Raw genomic sequence first — 19,865 nt, 5'->3', positions numbered from 1 at the left:
CGACTAAAATTAGTTAGGTGTGCATCACTGCCAATTTCATTGTTGATGAATCAAAAAGTACTACTGATTAAGGTCATTAAAAATACCCATCAATAAAACTATTAACCTTGCTGAAAAAGCAGGTATATAGGTAAATAAATCTTAGAAGATGAATAGAAAATAATGAATAAACGCGAATATTTAGATTGTTGCCAAACACAGTTGCTGAAAGTTTTTAGCCTCGCAAAAAATCATAAAAAAGATGATAAGCAAAAATTCAGGGCTGAAGGTTTTATCCATGCGGGTAAAGCGTTAGGCGTTATATCTCATGCAGAGGCTGTCGATGTTATCGCGCAAGCTCACTTTCAAGTGTTTGGTGAAAGTATTGAGTCTCGCCAAAATAGAAAAGCAAGCTTAAAGGAAGCGATTGCCAAAGGTGATGAAAATTTTATTAACATTCCGGCTTATGAACGATCAAAGCTGTAATGCTTTAATCTCCATCAACTTCTAAGAAGTTAAGACTTCAAAGTACAGTAGGTCATTTTAAACAACGGCTTAATACCCAGTAATGCAATAAACGCCTTAGTTAGCCAAGCTGTTAGCAAGTTTTAGCCTTTGAAAGCATGGTTTAGTCTGGGTATTAGCGCTTTCATTGCTGACTTTGCTTTGCAGTAGCTAGCTAAAATAAGTACCTTAAGCTAACATAAAAATAGCTATCAACCACCTAATATCAATAGATTTAAACTATGATAAAAATTCGTGATTTAAAATATCTAACGGCTATTGCCGAGTATAAGCATTTTGGCCATGCCGCTGAGGCTTGCTTTGTTAGTCAGCCAACGCTCAGTGGTCAAATTCAAAAACTAGAACAACGCCTTAAGCTAACTTTAATTGAACGCCAACCGCGCAATATTATGCTAACACCCGCAGGAGAACAGTTAGTACAACAAGCTAGGCAAGTACTTAACGCCGCGAATAATTTTGAAGAAGCAGCTAAAGCGCTACTTGACCCACTGTCAGGTGATTTACATATAGGATTAATACCGACGTTAGCGCCATATATATTGCCGCATATTATGCCGGCACTAAACAGCAATCTAGCGAAAATAAACTTCTATTTACATGAAAATAGAACCCAAGATTTACTGCAACAATTGGAAACAGGTAAACTCGATATTTTAATTTTGCCTTGGTTGCCAGAAATGGCGCGTTTTGAACGTTACGATTTATTCACCGAGCCTTTGGTGATGGCAACGTCACCTTCACATCCACTCGCTAATAAAACTAAAGTAACATTTGATGATTTACATAATCAAAAAATTCTCACTTTAGAAGATGGCCATTGTTTGAGAGATCAAGCCATGGGCTATTGCTTTAGCGCTGGTGCGGAGGAAGATCATAGTTTTCGAGCCACCAGTCTTGAAACCTTACGTTATATGGTGGCCAGCAATATGGGTATTACGCTGCTACCACAGTTGGCGACAATTAATTATGCTCCACAAAAGCATATTAATTATATTCCTTTTGAAAGCCCGCAGCCAGTGCGTGAAATATCCTTACTTTGTCGTGCTGGTTACGCACGCATGGAAAGTGTTAGAGCGGTGGTTAATGAAGTGCGCCAAGCAGTGACGGGCTTATTTGATGAATAAATTAGCAATGCTTCACAACCCGCTTATGAGCTTCAAGCAAAAGCAGTTAAACTTCATTTAACTTGATGAACTAAAGTCCAAGCTATATCACACCTGCATTGAACCTACATGGGTCAAAGGTTAAATCAGTGTAACAGCAAGCGCGCTATTAACGAAAAAACGCTACCGTTGCCAACGATAGCGTTTATTTTTTTAGTACTTATTGTACTGGCGTTTCAGTGTTAATTTAAGCTACGAATTAATCCGCTATTAGGCTGCAGCTTCACTAACGCTTTCAGTTTTTTCAAGCGGGTTAGGTGTTCTAATTAAATAATCGAATGCACCTAATGCTGCTGTTGCACCACTGCCCATAGCGATAATAATCTGCTTAAATGGTGTGTTTGTTACATCACCCGCCGCATAAACACCCGCGGTATTGGTTTCGCCTTTGTGGTTAATGATCACCTCGCCTCGCTCGGTTAAATCAACACTTCCTTGCAAAAACTTTGAATTTGGCACTAGACCAATTTGTACGAAAATACCAGCAAGCTCGATACTCTCTTGTTGATTGGTTGCACGATTAAGGTAGTTTAGTCCAGTAACATGCTTGCCATTACCTAATACTTCGGTGGTTTGAGCATTAACAATAATCTCGATATTTGGCAACGAACGCGCTTTATTTTGTAATACCGCATCAGCACGTAGTAAGCTATCAAATTCAAGTACAGTAACATGCTTAACTAACCCAGCTAGATCAATGGCTGCCTCAATACCTGAGTTACCGCCACCAATTACCGCAACTGATTTTCCTTTAAATAATGGTCCATCACAGTGCGGACAATAAGCAACACCTTTACCACGGTATTCCTGCTCACCAGTAACGTTCATTTCTCTCCATCTTGCGCCTGTTGCAATAATGGTTGAGCGTGTTTGTAAGGTAGCGCCGTTTTCTAATTCAACGGTGATTAAACCACCTTTAACATCACTTTCTATAATTTTTTTCACCTGTTGATTATTCATAATATCAACATCGTATTCATTAACATGGGCTTCTAGGTTAGCCGCTAGTTTAGGCCCATCAGTCCCATTCACTGAAATAAAATTTTCAATTGACATAGTTTCTTGTAATTGGCCACCAAAATTGTCTGCCACTATGCCTGTGCGTATCCCTTTACGGGCACTATATATCGCTGATGATGCGCCTGCTGGGCCACCACCAAGAACTAATAAATCAAAAGCTGCTTTGTTGTTTATCGCCTTAGCTTGTCTCGCACCAGCATTGGTATCAACTTTGTTTAAAATCTCAGTTACCGTCATTCTGCCTTGGCCAAACGCTTTACCATTTAAGTAAACTGCAGGTACTGATAAAATATCTCGTTTGTAAACTTCTTCTTGAAATAATGCCCCATCAACCATCACATGCTTAATTTGCGGATTAATTGCCGCCATCATGTTGAGGGCTTGCACTACGTCTGGGCAATTTTGACAACTTAAAGAAATATAGGTTTCAAAGCTATGCTCACCTTCTAGTGAGGCCACTTGCTCAATCACAGCTTTATCAAGCTTTATTGGATGTCCACCACTGTGTAACAAGGCTAATACCAGAGAAGTAAATTCATGTCCCATCGGCACACCAGCGAAGCGCATTTCGCCGCCAGTTTTAACTGATTTTACTAACATTGATGGCACTCGTTCGTTGCTTGCATCTGCTGCAACAACCGAGACTAATGCTGACATTTCAGCAATTTCTGTCACCAAAGTATTTAATTCTTTTGATTTAACGTCGTCACCTAAAAATACTGATAATTCAACAGCCGAGGTTAAATTCTGTAAATAGGTCGTTAGTTGTTGCTTTAATTTCTTATCTAACATGGTTTATTCCTTTGAAAAAACTGATGAATAGGATGATTTTTAGGTCATGCTGAATTGGCTTGATAAATACCGCGATATTTTAAAAGTATCGCGGTAATTTTTTACTTTATTTAGATTTTGCCAACTAAATCTAATGATGGTGTTAATGTTTCTGCACCTGGCTGCCATGCTGCTGGACATACTTCACCGTCATGTTCAGCTACATATTGTGCCGCTTGAATTTTGCGCACTAGTTCTTTTGCTGAACGGCCTATACCTAGATCATGTATCTCAGCAATTTTAATTTCGCCTTCAGGGTTGATAACAAACGTGCCACGTAATGCTAGGCCGTCGTCTTCAATCATGACACCAAAGTTGCGAGTAATTTTGCCTGTTGGGTCGCCAATCATTGGGTAGGTAATTTTGCCAATAGTGTCTGAACTGCCATGCCAAGCTTTATGGGTAAAATGTGTGTCCGTTGATACTGAGTAAACTTCAACGCCCATTTCTTGCAGTTGAGCATAATGGTCAGCCATATCGCCTAGCTCTGTTGGACAAACAAAGGTAAAGTCAGCTGGATAAAAGAAAAATACTGCCCATTTTCCTGCAACATCAGCTTCTGAAACCTCGACAAATTCGCCTTTACTAAATGCTGTTGCGTTAAATGGTTGGATGGTTGAATTGATAATTGATTTATACATTTTTATCTCCACTTGTTTTAAAAATATGAGTACTTGTTAACTTGGAGCAATGATACGCCAGCATTTAAAATAGGAACAATCGTTTGAATTTATTATATCGATAGGCAAAACCTATGGATGTGCTATGGAATGAAATATAGAAAGAGAGGATGTTGTTTTATTGCTGTGATTGTTTAACTTTATTTTATAGATGGCTAAAATTTAAATATTGCAGGAAGTGATATGAAAAATAAGATTGCATATTAATATCAGCTTAATTTTTTTAGCTATGATCAAAGCAAAAAAAAGACAAAAAAAACGCCCCTCAATTGAGGAGCGTATAAAAAATATAAAACACTAATAAAAACAAAACCGAGGGGGGAATCTCTTAATAAGTAAGAGTGCTATTATTATGGTTAGTTCAATTTAAATAAAAATAAACCTAAATCCCTCGACAAAGATTTGGTGAAAATAAATGACTTACTACTCATGGAACACTTTCAATAATTCATTCGCCAAAAAATATAGGCAAAAAAAACGCTCCTCAATTGAGGAGCGTATAAAAATATAAAAACACTAATAAAAACAAAACCGAGGGGAGAATCTCTTGCTAAGTAGGAGTGCTATTATCATGGTTAGTTCAATTTATATAAAAATAAAACCATAGCTTTCGCCGTTGACAGTTAGCACTTAACAGCATGCCATGTTGTTTGGAGAAATAGCCCTATCCAAACCAAGCTCTCCTCGACGAAGACTTGATGAAACTAAATGATTCACTACTCATGGAACAAAAATCAATCTCTTTGTTCCTTAAGCACTTATAATAACTATTTTCTCACTTTCAATAACTAATAAATCATCTGCCAAAAATTATAGGCAAAAAAACGCTCCTCAATTGAGGAGCGTATAAAAATATAAAAACACTAATAAAAACAAAACCGAGGGGGGAATCTCTTGTTAAGTAAGAGTGCTATTACCTTGGTTAGTTCAATTTATATAAAAATTAATGTCTTTGCCACTTTCAATAACTAATAATTCATCCTCCACAAATTATAGGCAAAAAAACGCCCCTCAATTGAGGGGCGTATAAAAATATAAAAACACTAATAAAAACAAAACCGAGGGGAGAATCTCTTACTAAGTAAGAGTCACTTGATAGTGGTTAGTTCAACTTTATTGAAAAATAATTTTATATCTGTGTAAGTTGCTGTCTATCAGCAATTAAATTCAGTATCTTAGACAGTTTTTTAATAAGGTAACCAGACAATAGTTTCGGCTGTTGGCGTATTAATTCGGATTCCGCTACTGTAATAGCAACATGACAATCTATCAACTTGTTGTTTGAGCTCAGCAACAAAACGTCATCTGCAAACGTTTCTACTTCAACATTCGGTGCTTGTTTTGTTAAATTGCCAAGTTCGTCAATCGCGACAAGATAAAAATTGATCTGTAAAACATCTGCTTCATCGCCATACCAATTCGCCGTCATGGTATGAAAATTTAACTGCGCCTCGAGTTTATTACTAATGGCGGCAATATTTTTTATTTCGGCCACTAGGTCATCACTCACCTGAATAGAAATTGGTAAGGTTTCAGTCATAATATCCATGATGGTTAACGCCTTTTTAATTAGTAGTTTATCGGTAAATCATGAGCGCTCAACACAACTATATAATTTGATGGTTTTGCCCACGTCACTATACCATAGCTAACTTGTTAAATTATTTTTTGCATATCTGTACATTTATCTTCATATCCGTCCATAAAAATCGCGCGATTAAGTTCACTAGGATTAAGTTCAATAGTGAGTAGACTAAATAATACGCTCCACGCCATTAAAAAAATAAAAACAGACATTTCTATCTCATAGTTATTCAGTTGCTATTGTTGCTCTTTTATCGATATTATAAGGTCACAGCGTATGATCAAACGTTATTAATCGCACTGTTGCAGCAATGATGGGTGGAATCGTTAAGGCTGCAACACTCACACCATTAACTACTGCCAGCAGAATAACTATTGTGGAGAATAACGCAATTAAAACAACACTGACTAAAGCTAGAACAATAAGAAAAAAGCCTTTAAAACTTTTTAATCTCAGCCATAAGCTGCATAAATGGTTGATGTTATTTATTGGTGCGCAATTTGTTATCTGGTCTATTACGGGTGCTTATATGGTCTTTTTTGATATTGATTATATTCACGGGGATAGCTTAATTATCAACCATCAACATAAAATAAAATCAGAGAACTTAACTTACTCCTCACCAACATTATTTAAACAATATCCGCGGGCTAAAAACTTAAGTGTTGGCATGCTAGTAAACCGTGAAGTCTATCGCTTTAACATAGCTAAACAAGCCTTTATAGTTGATGCTCAGAGCGGCGAACGGTTATCGCCATTAAATAAAAATACGGCAATTACCATTGCAAAGCACCTTTATTCTGGTGATGGCAAAGTACTTAATGCCGAGCTAATAGCCACAAACCCGCACTTTGGCTTAAGTGCTCGACATTTACCCGTATGGCAGGTTAATTTTGACAACTTCGCCTCACCGTCACTTTATATCTCAGTTAGTAGCGGTAAAGTTGTTAGCAAACGTCATCAACTTTGGTATTTGTTTGATTGGATGTTTCGCTTGCATATCATGGATTATGGCGACGACGAAGATGTCAGTAATTGGTTGCTGTTTTTTATTGCTTCATTGGCATTTTTTGCTGCCTTTAGTGGTTTAGTACTGACTTATTTTAAAGTGGTCAAACCGATAATAATCTCACATAAAAAAAGCCGCGATAGCGCTAAAAAAGCGCAACAAGAAAACCGCTTATCTTATGGAGATAAGTCATGATGCTTTGGATAAAAAAAATTCATAAATGGGCCTCATTACTCATCGGTCTACAAATACTTATTTGGCTAACCAGTGGCTTAGTCTTCAATGTCATTGATCACAAAAAATCTCGCGGTAATGCTTATCGTCAAACGGCAATGGCCGAGCAACCAACCCTAGCAAACAAAGCACTGTTACCCGTTAAGAGCGTACTAAAATCATACCCCGCTACACTTGAACTCAACCAAGTCAGTATCCTCTCGCAGCCTTATTACCTGCTAACTCAACAGCGAGGCTTATATCGCCACTTTGCCAACAGTTACCATGTCGTTAATGCTATTACAGGTGAGTTAACCTTGGTGGATGAACCATTCGCCAAAGCTATTGCCAAAGCAAATTATAATGGCCCAGGTAATATTAAATCTGTCGCGTTAATAACGCCGCCAATTGCCGACTTCCTCAAACATAAAAATCCCAGTTGGCAAATTAATTTTACTGATGACTTAGCCACCAGTGTTTATGTTGAACAAGGCTCGGGTCGTTTAGTAGGCCATAGTAACAGTGATAAACGCTTTGCCGATTTTTTCTTTATGTTGCACTTTATGGATTACGGCAGTGCCGGCAGCTTCAACACAATTCAAATGATATTATTTGCTTTTATCAGCTTGTGGCTCACGCTTTCTGGTTTGATATGGACATTACATATGCTGCGAAAAGGCCAATACCGCTTAAAGAAATTTTAGCTCCATCGCCATAGTGCTAGCCATGGTTCTAGCCATAGTTCTGCTCCTCACCTTGGTGATAGTCTAAGTACAAAGCTAAACACTTTATTTTAATTTGCTCTGCCAGCGGTTACTATAGCTGCCCATATATATTGTAGAATAACCTAATGACAAAATTAATTAGCCTTGTTTGCATCGCACTCACGTTTTTAAGCACCACAACTTTTGCAGAAACCTTAAAAGTCGCTTCTTGGAATATCGCCTGGTTGGGTTCTCATGAATATAACCAACGCAAAGACACCGATTACCAAAAGTTAGCGCACTATGCACGTGAATTAGATGCCGATGTCATTGCCTTACAAGAAGTTGAAAGCGCAAAATGGGCTCAAAAAGTTTTTGGTGACGACTATGACTATTTTTTCACCACAAAAGACTGGGTGCAGCGTGTTGGTGTAGCGGTAAGAAAAAGCAGCGGCTATAAAGCCAGTGCGGTCGAATACCGTGAACTTGACCAAGGCCTTGCACGCCGAGGCATGGACGTTACCCTAACAAAAAATGATAAGAGCGTTCGCTTATTAGCTGTGCACATGAAATCAGGCTGTTTCGATAAAGCACTGGACCAAGCCAGCATTGCTAAAATGCCTAATAGTAATGAGAAAGAACAGTATGCAAAAATTGCCTGTGCAGAACTTGCCAAGCAAGCCAAGCCATTAGAAGCTTGGGTTGATGCCCGCGCTAAAGAAGGTATTCCTTTTATATTACTCGGTGACTTTAACCGTCGCTTTGTTAAAGACATAGCGTTAAATTACACTGAAGTACAAGGCCTGTGGCAAACCATTAATGATGAAGGTGGCGAAGCACTTTGGGCGCCTACTATTTCAGCAGAATCAAAATGCTGGGGTGGGTATTACAAAGACTATATCGACCATATAATTTTTGATCCAAAAGCAAAAGCGCATTATGTTGAACACTCATTTGAGCAATTAGTCTTTGAGCCAAAATACACCCGAGAGCTTAGTCAGAAACTAAGTGATCACTGCCCTATTTCAATAAATTTGGCACTGTAAGCGCTTATTAACCCCCCGGCATTAATGCTAAGTGGTATTTTTATAACGTATTATAGTATGGCTATTAATCTTGTCAGTCATTGTGCTAAGCAGACACTATTTCAAAAGTAGTCGCAACAACCAATACCTGAGCTAGTGACAAAATGTAAGCAGAAACATTTACGCTAAACAGTGGAATTAACTATGAATAATATCCAGAGTGCAACGAAAGAATACGTCATTTTATTGCACGGTTTAGCGCGTTCAGCACATTCGATGGACAAAATGGCACAATGCTTAACACAGCAAGGTTACAGCGTGTTAAATATCGACTACCCTTCACGTTCTTACTCTATTGAACAGTTAGCAGAACAAACCATTTCAGATGCGTTAGCACAATGCAACAACATGCCAGTCAGCTTTGTCACCCATTCGATGGGTGGCATTTTAGTACGGCAATTTCTCAGTCACCATAGTATTAAAAACCTCAATAAAGTGGTCATGCTTGGGCCACCAAACAAAGGGACTGAAATTGTTGATAAACTTGGTAATTTACCAGGTTTTCACTTAGTTAATGGTGATGCCGGCATGCAATTAGGTACTGGCGCATTAAGTGTGCCTAACCAGTTAGGCAAGGCCAATTTTGATGTCGGCATTATTGCGGGCACCCAAAGCATAAACTTGCTGTTATCGACCCTCATTCCTGATGCTGACGACGGTAAAGTCTCGGTCGAAAGTACTAAAATTGATGGCATGAATGATCATATTGAAATACCAACCTCTCATGTATTTATGATGCGAAATGACGCGGTTATTGCACAAGTCATTAGTTACCTTAAACAAGGCAAATTTAACCACTAATATAACGATAATAGCTCTGACAATATTGTTTAAGCCCTCATAACTAAAAGATAATATCCTACTGCCTGCGACCACAAACCATCTCAATAAAGACTAAGGTCTGATTGACAACCCCATCAACGTTGACTAGGGTAAATCACAAAAATAAATGGGTTAAATAACCACGCGGTGATAAGTCATGTCTACAAATCGTCAGATTGCAGCTTCACTAGCTTTACTTGCGGCCACTTTAATAGCATTGCTATTAATTGCCTTAGCACAGATAACAACCAATATAATTTGGTATGTATCATCTATATTTATAGCAAGTCTGGTTACTTTTTTCGTCAGTATCAACTTTGTAATTAATAAAAATCAACAAAATCAGCGTCAATTATTGCTTCACGCTTTAAAGCTTGATATTTCAACCAACCAATCTTTGCAAGATATTCTCTGTAATCAGGCGAGTAAAGCCAGCATAGCAGGAAAAAATATTGACGATAAAGCCAGTGAATTAGCCATTAACTCTGCAGAAGTCAGTTTTTTCCTTGAAAAGCTCAGTAGTGCTATTGAATTATCTAGTGAAGATGTTGATCGGCTAGCCAGCGCTGCGGAGCAAATGTCTATTAGTATTAAGGTGATGAATGATAATTCAGCCATAGCGTCGCAACAATCTAGCCAAGCCATGACGGCCACCTCGGCCGGGTCACAGCAGCTAAATGACAATGTCGAGGTGATTGAGCAACTCAATAGTGATGTGATAAATGCCGCTGAAAAAATAAAATCACTCTCACAAAAAGCTACTAAGATTCAAAATATCAATAATGTTATCGATGGAATTTCACGCCAAACCAACCTTTTGGCATTAAATGCGGCAATCGAAGCCGCTCGTGCTGGCGAACAAGGTCGAGGCTTTGCGGTTGTGGCTGATGAAGTCAGAGCATTAGCATCGAAGACAGCTGAAGCAACAGATCAAATTGGTAGCATGCTCACTCAGATCAATGAAGAAACGTTACAAACCACTGAGGTAATGGCGCAAGTTGTTGAGCAAAGCCATAATATAGTCAGTAGTATGGGTTCTCTCGCTATTTCTTTAAGTGATATCAATCAAAAAATGACTGAGTCGTCTGATGCCAGCAGCCTCATCAGTAACGCACTAGAAGAACACAATGCCACCAGTGATGAAATTTCCATGGCGATCACAAATTTGCATGACTTTTTGCTTGAAAAAAGTAAAGAAACCCATAAAGTCTCAGATAAAGCAAAAGCGCTATGCGAAAGTACCGAGTCAATATTCATTGATCTGGCTGAATTCAACACTGGCTCTTTAGTGGAAAAGATTTGTTGGCAAGCGCAGCTTGCAGCACAACAAGTCGCCACTATGTTTAGTGATAAAATTTCACGTAATGAAATTAGCCAACAAGCTCTTTTTAACTTTAGTTATAGTAAGATTGCCAATACTAAGCCGCAAAAATATCACAGCACTTTCGATGACTTTACCGATAAGTTTTTACCCGCTATTCAAGAGCCGATCTTAACAGAAAATCTTGAAGTTATCTTTGCTGGCGCTGTTGACATCAACGGTTACTTTCCTACTCATAACCAACGTTATTCGCAACCACTAACCGGTAACATCGCCACTGATAACATTAATAATCGCACTAAGCGAATATTTGACGATAGCACAGGCATTCGATGTGGCCGGCACAGGCATAAATTTCTCTTGCAAACATACAAGCGCGATACGGGTGAAGTTATGCATGATGTTTCTGTGCCAATTATCGTCAACGGCCAACACTGGGGGGGCTTTCGTATCGGCTTTAAAGCACCGTAATGTTAAACAGCACCTCAAGGCTATTGTGAAAGTTTCAAATTAACGATGTCGATCAGATAAAAGTTTAGTATGGTAACTTTAAGGGTTTGTTAAAATTTTTGATGGCTTTTACCGGCGATAATTTGCTTTTGATCATAGACAAGTACATATACTTAACCGTTACTTGAGTCAAACATGTGATGCAGACGAAAAGGGCTAACAGTGTTACTAATTGCATTAAATATCACTTGTTCTTTGCTGGGAGGAATTTACATAGCACAGGTTGCTAGATACCTTGCACCGCGATCAAGCTGTATTGAATACCAAAAAAATAAATATTAAAATTAACAACCCCTTACTAAAACAGTATTTAATAAATCTAGGTGAGGGAATCAAGATGATATTATTTAAAAATTAACGCTACCAACTGTTGTGGTATTAAGTGCGATATCGAGTTTTACGTCGGCAAACGAAATGGAAATCACGGCTATAAAATAAGTGATTTCAGAAAATAGTAAACTGCACACCTACAGTGGCAATGTCAGAATTGCCTTTACCCATGGCAACTTGTCGACTAAGTCAAGTCGTGCTTCTTTTCAAAAAGGTAAAACTGTGATGGAAGGTGATGTAGAGATTATTCTCAGTAACGCCATTGCCAAAACTCAAAGAGTCACTTTCATACATACACAACAGGGCTTGGTGGCTGAATGGATAAAGTTAGCTTTACCTATAAATAATCACAAAAAATAGCGCGTTAGTCTTATTCTTAATGCGAACTTCATAAGCATAATTTTTATAACCCAACCACTACTACTGGTTGCAGTGTCAAAGGTATAAGTGACACTGTAATTTTTTGGCACTGCTGCACGGCACATTTGTTAGGTTATGCAGTTTACAGCTTAATTGATTAGAGATAAAAATGAGTAGGTAACCAATATTATTTTACAAATAATAAGATAGTGTTTGGCCATTTATTTGTCGGTTGGACTTGAGTATGGCAACTGTTGGGCGGTCAATTAATGTTATGAGCCAAAAAACATTTGTAGACTAATATTATTTTTATCGCTCGGCATTTGTGCTGATAACAGTTAGTTTCACCTAAGACGGAAACAATTAACCTTTGACATAGCTGAGCCACAATCAACTATCTATGGTTCTGGGTGTGGCATTAAAGTGGCGCTTAAATTCGCGGCTAAATTGTGACGGGCTAGTATAACCTACCAACATTGCTGCCTCTGTTGCCTGTTTACCTTCTGTGACAATCAGATCTTTGGCTTTGTTTAGACGTATTTTTTTTAAATATTGCAATGGTGTTTCGCTGGTAACTTGACGAAAAGCGCGATGAAAACCTGAAACGCTCATATGTGCTTGATTAGCTAAGTGCTCAACCGATATTACCTCGGCATATTCTGTGTGCAGCGTATCAAGCACGCGAGCAATCCTAGCATAATGACCATCATGACGAGCTAAATCAAATAATATGTGGCCATTATCACCCACCAAGGCTCGGTAGACAATTTCTTCAACAATCGCCGGCCCCAGAATTTTTGCTTCAACATCATGGTGTAATACTTTGATTAACCGAGTAGTCGCACTATTGAAATTATCATCTAAACTATTTGATTTAACACCAAAATCTAATAGCGTTTTATGACTCGGTGTTGTTAGATTACCTAACGTATTTTGTTCATTAATTTGGTTAACTAGTTTATGTAATATATGCGAGTCAACATCAATAATTAACCCTAAAATAGGCAAGCCATGATCAGAAAACGCTTCACATTCTAACGGCATTGGCACACCTAATACTAAATAGTCACCTGAGCCATATTGCACACAATTATCTGCAATATAAATATTTTTACGCCCTTGCCCGATGACAATAATGCCTGATTGATAAAGTAATGGTTCTCGATCACTACCGGCACTAGCACGATAAAATTTTACGCCCGGAATCAGTGTTTGATAGCCCCCATTTAATGTGTTCAATGATTTTAAATGCGCAAAAGACTGCATTAGTTGTGCTAAATTTTTCATAATTTACTCAAAAAATAAACATGCTTATCATCATATTTATACAAATAGGCAATGATTATCGATAAAAACGCCTATTTACACAATATTTATTACAGTAATATGCAATACAACAAAAGCTACTATGCTTTTTATTCGAAAAATATTAAATGAGGTATCCCATGGAATTTTCATACGTTAACCCAACTCAGATCTATTTTGGCCAAGGTAAAATTGCCAGTGTAACTGACGCTATTCTAAGCACTAGTAAAGTGCTGGTTATTTACGGTGGTGGCTCAATCAAAAAAAATGGTGTTTATCAACAAGTACAAAATGCTTTAAGCCAGCATACTTGGATAGAGTTTTCCGGTGTTGAGCCTAATCCAACGATGGAGAATTTAGATAAGGCTGTCGCCCTAGTTAAAGCTGAAAAAGTTGATTTTATACTAGCGGTTGGTGGCGGTTCAGTGATCGATGGTGCGAAATATGTTGCTGCCGCTGCATGCTATGACGGTGCAGGCTGGGACATTTTATTAGGTAAGCATACCGTTACTAAAGCTATTGCCATTGGTGCTGTACTGACCTTACCTGCTACGGGCTCAGAGTCTAATTCGGGATCAGTTATTACCCGCGCAGAAACTCAAGATAAACTACCATTCTCCTCACCAGCCGTGCAGCCAAAGTTTGCTGTGCTTGATGCCGATGCGATGAAAACATTACCAGAACGTCAATTAATTAATGGTTTGGTTGATGCTTGGGTACATACCTGTGAGCAATATTTAACTATGCCAACGGGTGCTATGGTACAAGACGGTTACGCAGAAGCCTTACTTAAAAACTTGCTAACTTTGGCTAAACAATACGACCAACATGAAACACTACAATGGCGTGAAAACCTCATGTGGACAGCAAATCAAGCGCTTAACGGTTTGATTGGTGCCGGTGTACCACAAGACTGGGCAACACATATGATTGGCCATGAAATGACCGCACTGTACGGCGTTGATCACGCACGCTCGCTAGCGATTGTACAACCCTCATTATTGCGCAACCAACTGACGGTTAAAAAAGCTAAGTTAGAACAGCTAGGTAATAATGTTTTTGCCTTAGCTGCTGGTGATGATTTAGCTGAACGGACAATTGTTGCTATTGAAGCCTTCTACCACAGCTTAAATGTTGCTACCCAATTAACTGAACACGGTGATGATAAAGCTGGCGCTATTGATAAGATCATCGCACAGCTTGAAGTACACAAGATGACAGCGCTAGGTGAACACCAAGCAATTACCTTAACGCAAAGTCGTGAAATATTGCAGTTAGCGGTTGAGTAATAGTCTGTAAAATAAGTAACACTCAACAAAAAAACTAAGCGAGTATAATTTTTCAATACTCGCTTAGTATGGCCGCTATTTACTTAACGGCTGGTTTGATAACACACCTCTGATCTTATTTAGCGCATCTACCGCAAAACCTTGATCATAAAAATACAATATTTCGCCTTTATTATTTAGCAACACCACACGGGCATTAGAAATGTTTTCATTGCCGGTAAAAGCCTGAACTTGTTCACCGTCATCATAAATCGTCACCACCCCTTGCCATAAAGGTTTTGGAATGCCAGATCGCATACCATTATCAATAAAGGTACTAAACATTTGTGGAAATAACCCTTGAATAGTCGGTACTTCGTAAACTTTTACCTGAGTATCGGTTACATCTAAAGCAATTAACCAACGATCAATATCAAATTGTGAATTTTGCACATAGCCAATTAAAAGTAAGGTTAAGTCGTCAGTAAAATCACTTGGAATGGTTAATGATTTTTTTTCTAAGGTTTGACCCACTACGGTTGGAAATATTTGTCCGGTAATATCTTTATTGGGATATTGTGTGCTACAACCTGTTAGCAAAAATAGTGCTAAAAAATAGCTTGTTATTCGCATGTTATGCTCCTGGTTAATCTGTTAAAAAACAATACGTCATCGCTTTTATTTTGGTTCATACCATAAACCAATAAGTAGATGACATTTAATAGCAAAAATAGTCAAAAAGTGCCAATAAACTGGTGGAAATAATCAGAGATTTTATTGTCGGGTTAATCGAGGAACACAACAAAGTTTAGTACCATTACAAAGCATTATGCTACTTAAGCCCTCTTAATCGCTCACGATATTTATCACGCGCCAGTGCTTGCATATCAGTTACCGCATCGCTTTCATCAACAATTTCACGACCGAGTAAGCTTTCAATAGCGTCCTCTAAAGTAACAATCCCTGAGGTTTGACCGAACTCATCTTCAACTGAGTAGATATGTATCTGATTTTTAATAAACATATCTAACAACTGCTGAACTGGTAACTTTTCAGATACCGCAGCTAACTTAACCACAAAGTTGCTAATTGGCTCATTACCATGCCCGTTACGTTCAGCTTCGTACAAATCCCCCTTAATCACTTTACCGGTAATATCATCAATGGTTTTACCGTAAACGGGTATGCGGGAAAATTGCCGTGTTTGTTCATGATTTAGCGCCGCAGTAACTGTTATGTCTTGATGTAGCATGTGCACTACCGTGCGTGGCGTAAATACATCGCCAGAGCGTAATTCTCGAAAATTTAGTATATTTGATAAATATTCGTTTTCTTGCGAGAACAAACTGCCATCTTTGTAGCCTAATGACGCTAAGGCTATAATTTCTTCTCGGGTAATTTCATTGGCTTTACCCCGCTTGAATGAGCGGGTTAACCGAGTTGATAGCCAAACCAATGGGTAAACAATTTTCACCAACCAAGTGATAACAAAGGCAGAAGGTATAGCCAAACGGCGCCAAAATGTTGCCCCTAACGTTTTAGGAATAATTTCTGAAAAATACAAAATTACTAGTGTTAACAGCACTGCAATCATGGTTTCCCACTTTTCACCAAATATACCGATAGCCTGTGCGCCAACACCTGCCGCCCCCATGGTATGTGCAAAAGTATTAAGAATTAATATACTGGCAAGTGACTCTTCTAAGTGCGTTTTAACTTTTGCTAGCACCGCACCATGCTTAGGTTTTTTTGTTTGCATTTGCTCAACAAAACTTGGCGTTATCGATAATAATACCGCCTCAAGTATTGAACATAAAAATGACACCCCAATCGCAATTGCCAAATAAATAAACAGTAAAGTCACGTAGTCATTCCAAATCTATAATATTAAATTTCACTATTAAATAGCATATCACAATGTAGGCAAAGCACTTGATCTGAGTACTTAGCTTAAGGGTATTAGTGGGGATTGAGGTGATTAATTAAACAAAGCAGTGTCAAATTTATTGCCCTAATGGATTTTAATTTTTTAACGGTAACTCGCTGTATTAATTTTACACCAATATAAATAGTACATTTTTTGAAATCATATTAAAAATTTACAGCAAACAACTAAACTTTATGTAAAATTATTCGCCAACAAAGTGGCTATAAATAACAACCTGGTGTTGCCATTGAAAACAAAGCGCCAGAAACCCCCAACGCATTTAATCTTAAAACTGTTAAGGCTTACTGGTTGGTTTCTCAAGCTAATGAATGATAATTTAAAGGACAAGAAATGAATTTTTATCACTTGTCTGCATGACACAGCGCAATATATTGCGCTGTGTCATTAAAATTTTTGAGTGTTAAAATCGATGAGCCATACTTATTTAAAGTAAAAGCGCTTTATTTACGCCATAAAATCTTCTAAAAACCAAGCTGCAAACTCATGCCGCCCTTCTACATTGGCTTTGCTATATATCACAGAGGCTTGCTGTCGAACCGTTTTGTCTTTGGTATTTCGAATACTACTTATTTCTTTGAAGCTTAGCCCTTTAAGTAGCAACATGGCAATTTCTTGCTCACTAAGTGTTAAGTGCCATTGTTCAAACTGGCTATAAATAACATGACTATAGGCATGGCGGGCATTTTTCATTTCTTGAGAAATATTTCTCAATTTGTCATCTGAAAAGACTAACTCTTGTTTTAACCTAAGGGTATTTAATGTGCGAGAACGTATGTCTTTAACTAAAAAAAGCGCACCAAAACCAGAAACTATCACAACAAGACTTTCTGAGAAAATATGCCACATAGGTACACCTAAAGAAATATCAGTGATCACGTCAAAAAAATTTAATAGCATTATTATAACTAAAGTTAACACTATCACTTTATCCTTCATAAAATCTCTTTATATCAATTAGTTGAACACACAACAGACAAATGTACCATCACGAAGAATAAGCTTAAATTAAGTAAGATTCGACCTATGTCTAATGACCATTAATATAATAACAGCAATAATTACCTTACAACGTTTAATTGTCTGTATGTTTTTTGCCTTTACGCTATTTATTGGTGCTAGAGCCTGGTTAAGGACACCTGTTGATGCGTTTCCATAAATATCACCCAGACAAGTTAAAATTGTTCTTAAATTACTGGGAATGAATGCTTTAGAGATTGAGTCGTAAGTAACACGAGTTATTTTAAACAAACCAAATAATTTTCAGATAGTTTAGTTCAGCGTATTATTGATGGTGCAAAACGCAGACTAAGACCGGTGTTAATGACCGCAACAACGGCAATGTTTGGCTTTTTACCACTGGACCCGGTGCTGAAATTAAAAGCCTTTAACTATCGTGGTTATTGGCAGCTTGATAACATCAACAGTGACCACCTTGTATCTATTACCCATTTTTACTGCTGGTTGGAGAAAAAAATGTCTGAACATATATTGTTTACTTTGAATGCACCCAAAGGGTTAAAGGATGACCTTGTAGAAAAGTTGATCACTTTTTTAAACATATCTGGGTTTAATTTAAAAAAAATAAACCGCTATAGTAAAGAACATAGCCAATTCGATATTGCTAAACAGGTTGAAAGCTATCGAGCGTTTTATAAATTTGAAGTTCTTATGTTTTTTAAAGACCTAGAAAAACTTAAGACCATACTTAAGACCATACTTAAGCCAATCAGAAAGTTTAAAATGCTTGATCACCCCTGTTTTACAATCAAGTCATTTTTGATACCACAGCAATAAAAGAGAAATAATATGAATATTAATAGGCAACAAGTTTTCGTCTGGAGTCGTAAAATAAGGTTTTTTCATTGGATAAATGTTATCGCAATTTTGTTACTCATTGTGATAGGCACAGTAATATTAAATGGCAAAATATTTGGCCTTAATACCGAAGGTAAAGTGTTATTAAAAACCATACATGTGTTGGTGGGATATGTTTTTGCGAGTAACTTGATTTTTCGATTAATCATAGCTTTTGTTGGTAAAGGTTATGAGCGGTGGCATAAAATTCTACCTTTTAAAAAAGGCTTCAAAGCTGAATTAATTGCATTTACACAAAGTAAAAAGTTAGTTTACAAAGGCCATAGCCCTGCAGGTAAATTGATGGTACTAGCACTGTTATCCGTTATGACCGTACAAATGATTTCAGGTCTTGTTATCGCCGGCACCGACATTTACTACCCCCCCTTTGGGCAATATTTTGCTGAAAGTATTGCCCTCAATAAAGACAAGATAGCAGCGATAACACCTTATTCAAAAGAAAACATCGATGCAGCCGCTTATCAAGTGATGAGAGATTTTAGAAAACCTTTTATTACCGCTCATGTTTATGCTTTTTACTGTCTGCTATTACTTATTCCACTGCATATTATTGGGGTAATTATTGCTGAAAGACGGGAAAAAAGCGCTCTTGTTTCTGCCATGATCAACGGTTATAAATACCTGCCCAATAATAAGACTGATGAGCATTAAAGCTTAATTATTATTTCAACTAAAGCTAATTAAATATGAGAAAAATCCTAAACACCACACTAGCAGGTGGTGTTGATCAGCTGTTTGAATAAAAAACTTTAATCCACATTAGCAAACAGATGAACTCCTCAATAAACCGGCTAAATAAAGCTTATATTGACCTGACCATATTAATGTTAGATGAGGGATGAGGGATGTTAATAAAAAATAGCGCCCTTGGGCCAGAGTAGTAATAAGTCAAGGCCACATCACGCTAATAACCTGCTCAGATAAATACTACAGCAGTTTCACTTTGTGCACCTAACTAAGTATATTGATTCAATTTTAACAGAATATCAAAGTGCTACTATCTTAATATAGTTGGACAACCTATGTTTAATAGACGATAGTTTAAGCATGTTAGCCACTAATAATTACTTTAATGGAGCTCAAATTGGAGACTAAAAATTTAACTACCGTCACTATTATTTATTACCAAGAAGACAGCTTAGAATTAAAGCATGAAATTAAAAGCTATCCTAAAAATCAATCTGGCAGGGTTATTATCCCACAGGAGTTCAAACAGAATAAGTCTATATTAGCTGTCTGCCTTGGTGAGATAACTATCATAAACAAAATCGGTGATAGAATTATGTCACTTGGGATCGAAGATAATAACTTTTAGCATTTAAGCTTTATCGA

General features: G+C 37.6%; 20 protein-coding genes and 1 pseudogene. 13 read left to right on the top strand and 8 right to left on the bottom strand.

Annotated elements, in window-relative coordinates:
• Window positions 1-162: 162 nt before the first annotated feature.
• Entirely contained in the window at window positions 163-465 is a 303-nt protein-coding gene (locus tag H4J46_RS09145) for a hypothetical protein (RefSeq protein ID WP_182233197.1), read from the top strand.
• Between the two features lie 260 nt (window positions 466-725).
• Window positions 726-1,628: a DNA-binding transcriptional regulator OxyR gene (gene oxyR, locus H4J46_RS09140; RefSeq protein WP_182233196.1), complete on the top strand. Its 903-nt coding sequence runs from the start codon at window positions 726-728 to the stop codon at window positions 1,626-1,628.
• A 249-nt stretch (window positions 1,629-1,877) separates the two neighbouring features.
• Here the strand turns inward: oxyR and ahpF are convergent, their stop codons facing one another.
• The 4 genes from ahpF to H4J46_RS09120 form a co-directional block, all read right to left on the bottom strand.
• A complete protein-coding gene (ahpF, locus tag H4J46_RS09135; protein ID WP_182233195.1) occupies window positions 1,878-3,479 on the bottom strand; it encodes an alkyl hydroperoxide reductase subunit F in 1,602 nt (533 codons plus the stop codon).
• A 110-nt stretch (window positions 3,480-3,589) separates the two neighbouring features.
• Window positions 3,590-4,159: an alkyl hydroperoxide reductase subunit C gene (gene ahpC / locus H4J46_RS09130; protein WP_182135820.1), complete on the bottom strand. Its 570-nt coding sequence runs from the start codon at window positions 4,157-4,159 to the stop codon at window positions 3,590-3,592.
• 1,168 nt (window positions 4,160-5,327) lie between these two features.
• Complete coding sequence (locus H4J46_RS09125) at window positions 5,328-5,747, bottom strand: hypothetical protein (protein WP_182233194.1); 420 nt, start codon at window positions 5,745-5,747, stop codon at window positions 5,328-5,330.
• A gap of 107 nt (window positions 5,748-5,854) precedes the next feature.
• A complete protein-coding gene (locus H4J46_RS09120; protein WP_182233193.1) occupies window positions 5,855-5,995 on the bottom strand; it encodes a hypothetical protein in 141 nt (46 codons plus the stop codon).
• A 164-nt stretch (window positions 5,996-6,159) separates the two neighbouring features.
• Between H4J46_RS09120 and H4J46_RS09115 the strand changes: the two genes are divergently transcribed.
• From H4J46_RS09115 to H4J46_RS09090, 6 genes are all read left to right on the top strand, one after another.
• On the top strand, window positions 6,160-6,987 hold the full coding sequence (locus H4J46_RS09115) for a PepSY domain-containing protein (RefSeq protein ID WP_310650223.1): 828 nt from the start codon (window positions 6,160-6,162) through the stop codon (window positions 6,985-6,987).
• Window positions 6,984-7,709 carry a PepSY domain-containing protein gene (locus H4J46_RS09110; protein WP_182233192.1) on the top strand — a complete coding sequence of 242 codons (726 nt, stop codon included), beginning with the start codon at window positions 6,984-6,986 and terminating at the stop codon, window positions 7,707-7,709. Before H4J46_RS09115 ends, H4J46_RS09110 begins: the two co-directional genes overlap by 4 nt.
• A 146-nt stretch (window positions 7,710-7,855) precedes the next feature.
• Window positions 7,856-8,755, top strand: a complete 900-nt coding sequence (locus H4J46_RS09105) for an endonuclease/exonuclease/phosphatase family protein (RefSeq protein ID WP_182233191.1) — start codon at window positions 7,856-7,858, stop codon at window positions 8,753-8,755.
• A 183-nt stretch (window positions 8,756-8,938) separates the two neighbouring features.
• Window positions 8,939-9,595 carry an alpha/beta fold hydrolase gene (locus tag H4J46_RS09100; RefSeq protein ID WP_182233190.1) on the top strand — a complete coding sequence of 219 codons (657 nt, stop codon included), beginning with the start codon at window positions 8,939-8,941 and terminating at the stop codon, window positions 9,593-9,595.
• A 178-nt stretch (window positions 9,596-9,773) separates the two neighbouring features.
• Window positions 9,774-11,408, top strand: coding sequence for a methyl-accepting chemotaxis protein (locus tag H4J46_RS09095; RefSeq protein WP_182233189.1), 1,635 nt, complete (start codon window positions 9,774-9,776; stop codon window positions 11,406-11,408).
• A gap of 477 nt (window positions 11,409-11,885) precedes the next feature.
• Window positions 11,886-12,137 (top strand): hypothetical protein, encoded by a 252-nt coding sequence (locus H4J46_RS09090; protein ID WP_182233188.1) that lies wholly within the window; start codon window positions 11,886-11,888, stop codon window positions 12,135-12,137.
• Window positions 12,138-12,527: 390 nt separating this feature from the next.
• Here H4J46_RS09090 and H4J46_RS09085 read toward each other — a convergent pair whose 3' ends face one another.
• A complete protein-coding gene (locus H4J46_RS09085; protein WP_182233187.1) occupies window positions 12,528-13,424 on the bottom strand; it encodes an AraC family transcriptional regulator in 897 nt (298 codons plus the stop codon).
• A gap of 158 nt (window positions 13,425-13,582) precedes the next feature.
• On the opposite strand from H4J46_RS09085, the gene H4J46_RS09080 reads away from it, so the two are divergent.
• Window positions 13,583-14,731, top strand: a complete 1,149-nt coding sequence (locus H4J46_RS09080; RefSeq protein WP_182233186.1) for an iron-containing alcohol dehydrogenase — start codon at window positions 13,583-13,585, stop codon at window positions 14,729-14,731.
• Between the two features lie 75 nt (window positions 14,732-14,806).
• On the opposite strand, the gene H4J46_RS09075 is transcribed toward H4J46_RS09080, so the two are convergent.
• The 3 genes from H4J46_RS09075 to H4J46_RS09065 form a co-directional block, all read right to left on the bottom strand.
• Window positions 14,807-15,343 (bottom strand): hypothetical protein, encoded by a 537-nt coding sequence (locus H4J46_RS09075; RefSeq protein WP_182233185.1) that lies wholly within the window; start codon window positions 15,341-15,343, stop codon window positions 14,807-14,809.
• Window positions 15,344-15,542: 199 nt separating this feature from the next.
• Entirely contained in the window at window positions 15,543-16,574 is a 1,032-nt protein-coding gene (locus H4J46_RS09070; protein WP_182233184.1) for a CNNM domain-containing protein, read from the bottom strand.
• A 528-nt stretch (window positions 16,575-17,102) separates the two neighbouring features.
• Window positions 17,103-17,594 carry a LuxR C-terminal-related transcriptional regulator gene (locus H4J46_RS09065; protein WP_182233183.1) on the bottom strand — a complete coding sequence of 164 codons (492 nt, stop codon included), beginning with the start codon at window positions 17,592-17,594 and terminating at the stop codon, window positions 17,103-17,105.
• A gap of 297 nt (window positions 17,595-17,891) precedes the next feature.
• On the opposite strand from H4J46_RS09065, the pseudogene H4J46_RS17520 reads away from it, so the two are divergent.
• From H4J46_RS17520 to H4J46_RS09050, 4 genes and pseudogenes are all read left to right on the top strand, one after another.
• A pseudogene (locus tag H4J46_RS17520) lies at window positions 17,892-18,131 on the top strand (efflux RND transporter permease subunit); the annotation flags it as partial.
• Window positions 18,132-18,452, top strand: coding sequence for a DUF3240 family protein (locus tag H4J46_RS17235; RefSeq protein ID WP_310650222.1), 321 nt, complete (start codon window positions 18,132-18,134; stop codon window positions 18,450-18,452).
• A 12-nt stretch (window positions 18,453-18,464) separates the two neighbouring features.
• Window positions 18,465-19,184, top strand: a complete 720-nt coding sequence (locus tag H4J46_RS09055) for a cytochrome b/b6 domain-containing protein (RefSeq protein ID WP_182233182.1) — start codon at window positions 18,465-18,467, stop codon at window positions 19,182-19,184.
• 433 nt (window positions 19,185-19,617) lie between these two features.
• On the top strand, window positions 19,618-19,848 hold the full coding sequence (locus H4J46_RS09050) for a TIGR02922 family protein (RefSeq protein WP_259365761.1): 231 nt from the start codon (window positions 19,618-19,620) through the stop codon (window positions 19,846-19,848).
• The last annotated feature ends 17 nt before the right edge of the window (window positions 19,849-19,865 follow it).

Source organism: Colwellia sp. MB02u-6 (assembly GCF_014077095.1).
Lineage (GTDB): Bacteria > Pseudomonadota > Gammaproteobacteria > Enterobacterales > Alteromonadaceae > Cognaticolwellia.
The sequence above is the reverse complement of the archived record's forward strand: the minus strand, read 5'-3'. Positions and strand labels throughout refer to the sequence as shown.

Excerpts from the sequence above, each read along its gene's own strand:
- H4J46_RS09145 (WP_182233197.1), top strand. The coding sequence starts at position 163 with ATGAATAAACGCGAATATTTAGATTGTTGCCAAACACAGTTGCTGAAA.
- oxyR (WP_182233196.1), top strand. The coding sequence starts at position 726 with ATGATAAAAATTCGTGATTTAAAATATCTAACGGCTATTGCCGAGTAT.
- ahpF (WP_182233195.1), bottom strand. The coding sequence starts at position 3,479 with ATGTTAGATAAGAAATTAAAGCAACAACTAACGACCTATTTACAGAAT.
- ahpC (WP_182135820.1), bottom strand. The coding sequence starts at position 4,159 with ATGTATAAATCAATTATCAATTCAACCATCCAACCATTTAACGCAACA.
- H4J46_RS09125 (WP_182233194.1), bottom strand. The coding sequence starts at position 5,747 with ATGGATATTATGACTGAAACCTTACCAATTTCTATTCAGGTGAGTGAT.
- H4J46_RS09120 (WP_182233193.1), bottom strand. The coding sequence starts at position 5,995 with ATGTCTGTTTTTATTTTTTTAATGGCGTGGAGCGTATTATTTAGTCTA.
- H4J46_RS09110 (WP_182233192.1), top strand. The coding sequence starts at position 6,984 with ATGATGCTTTGGATAAAAAAAATTCATAAATGGGCCTCATTACTCATC.
- H4J46_RS09105 (WP_182233191.1), top strand. The coding sequence starts at position 7,856 with ATGACAAAATTAATTAGCCTTGTTTGCATCGCACTCACGTTTTTAAGC.
- H4J46_RS09100 (WP_182233190.1), top strand. The coding sequence starts at position 8,939 with ATGAATAATATCCAGAGTGCAACGAAAGAATACGTCATTTTATTGCAC.
- H4J46_RS09095 (WP_182233189.1), top strand. The coding sequence starts at position 9,774 with ATGTCTACAAATCGTCAGATTGCAGCTTCACTAGCTTTACTTGCGGCC.
- H4J46_RS09085 (WP_182233187.1), bottom strand. The coding sequence starts at position 13,424 with ATGAAAAATTTAGCACAACTAATGCAGTCTTTTGCGCATTTAAAATCA.
- H4J46_RS09080 (WP_182233186.1), top strand. The coding sequence starts at position 13,583 with ATGGAATTTTCATACGTTAACCCAACTCAGATCTATTTTGGCCAAGGT.
- H4J46_RS09075 (WP_182233185.1), bottom strand. The coding sequence starts at position 15,343 with ATGCGAATAACAAGCTATTTTTTAGCACTATTTTTGCTAACAGGTTGT.
- H4J46_RS09065 (WP_182233183.1), bottom strand. The coding sequence starts at position 17,594 with ATGAAGGATAAAGTGATAGTGTTAACTTTAGTTATAATAATGCTATTA.
- H4J46_RS17235 (WP_310650222.1), top strand. The coding sequence starts at position 18,132 with ATGTCTGAACATATATTGTTTACTTTGAATGCACCCAAAGGGTTAAAG.
- H4J46_RS09055 (WP_182233182.1), top strand. The coding sequence starts at position 18,465 with ATGAATATTAATAGGCAACAAGTTTTCGTCTGGAGTCGTAAAATAAGG.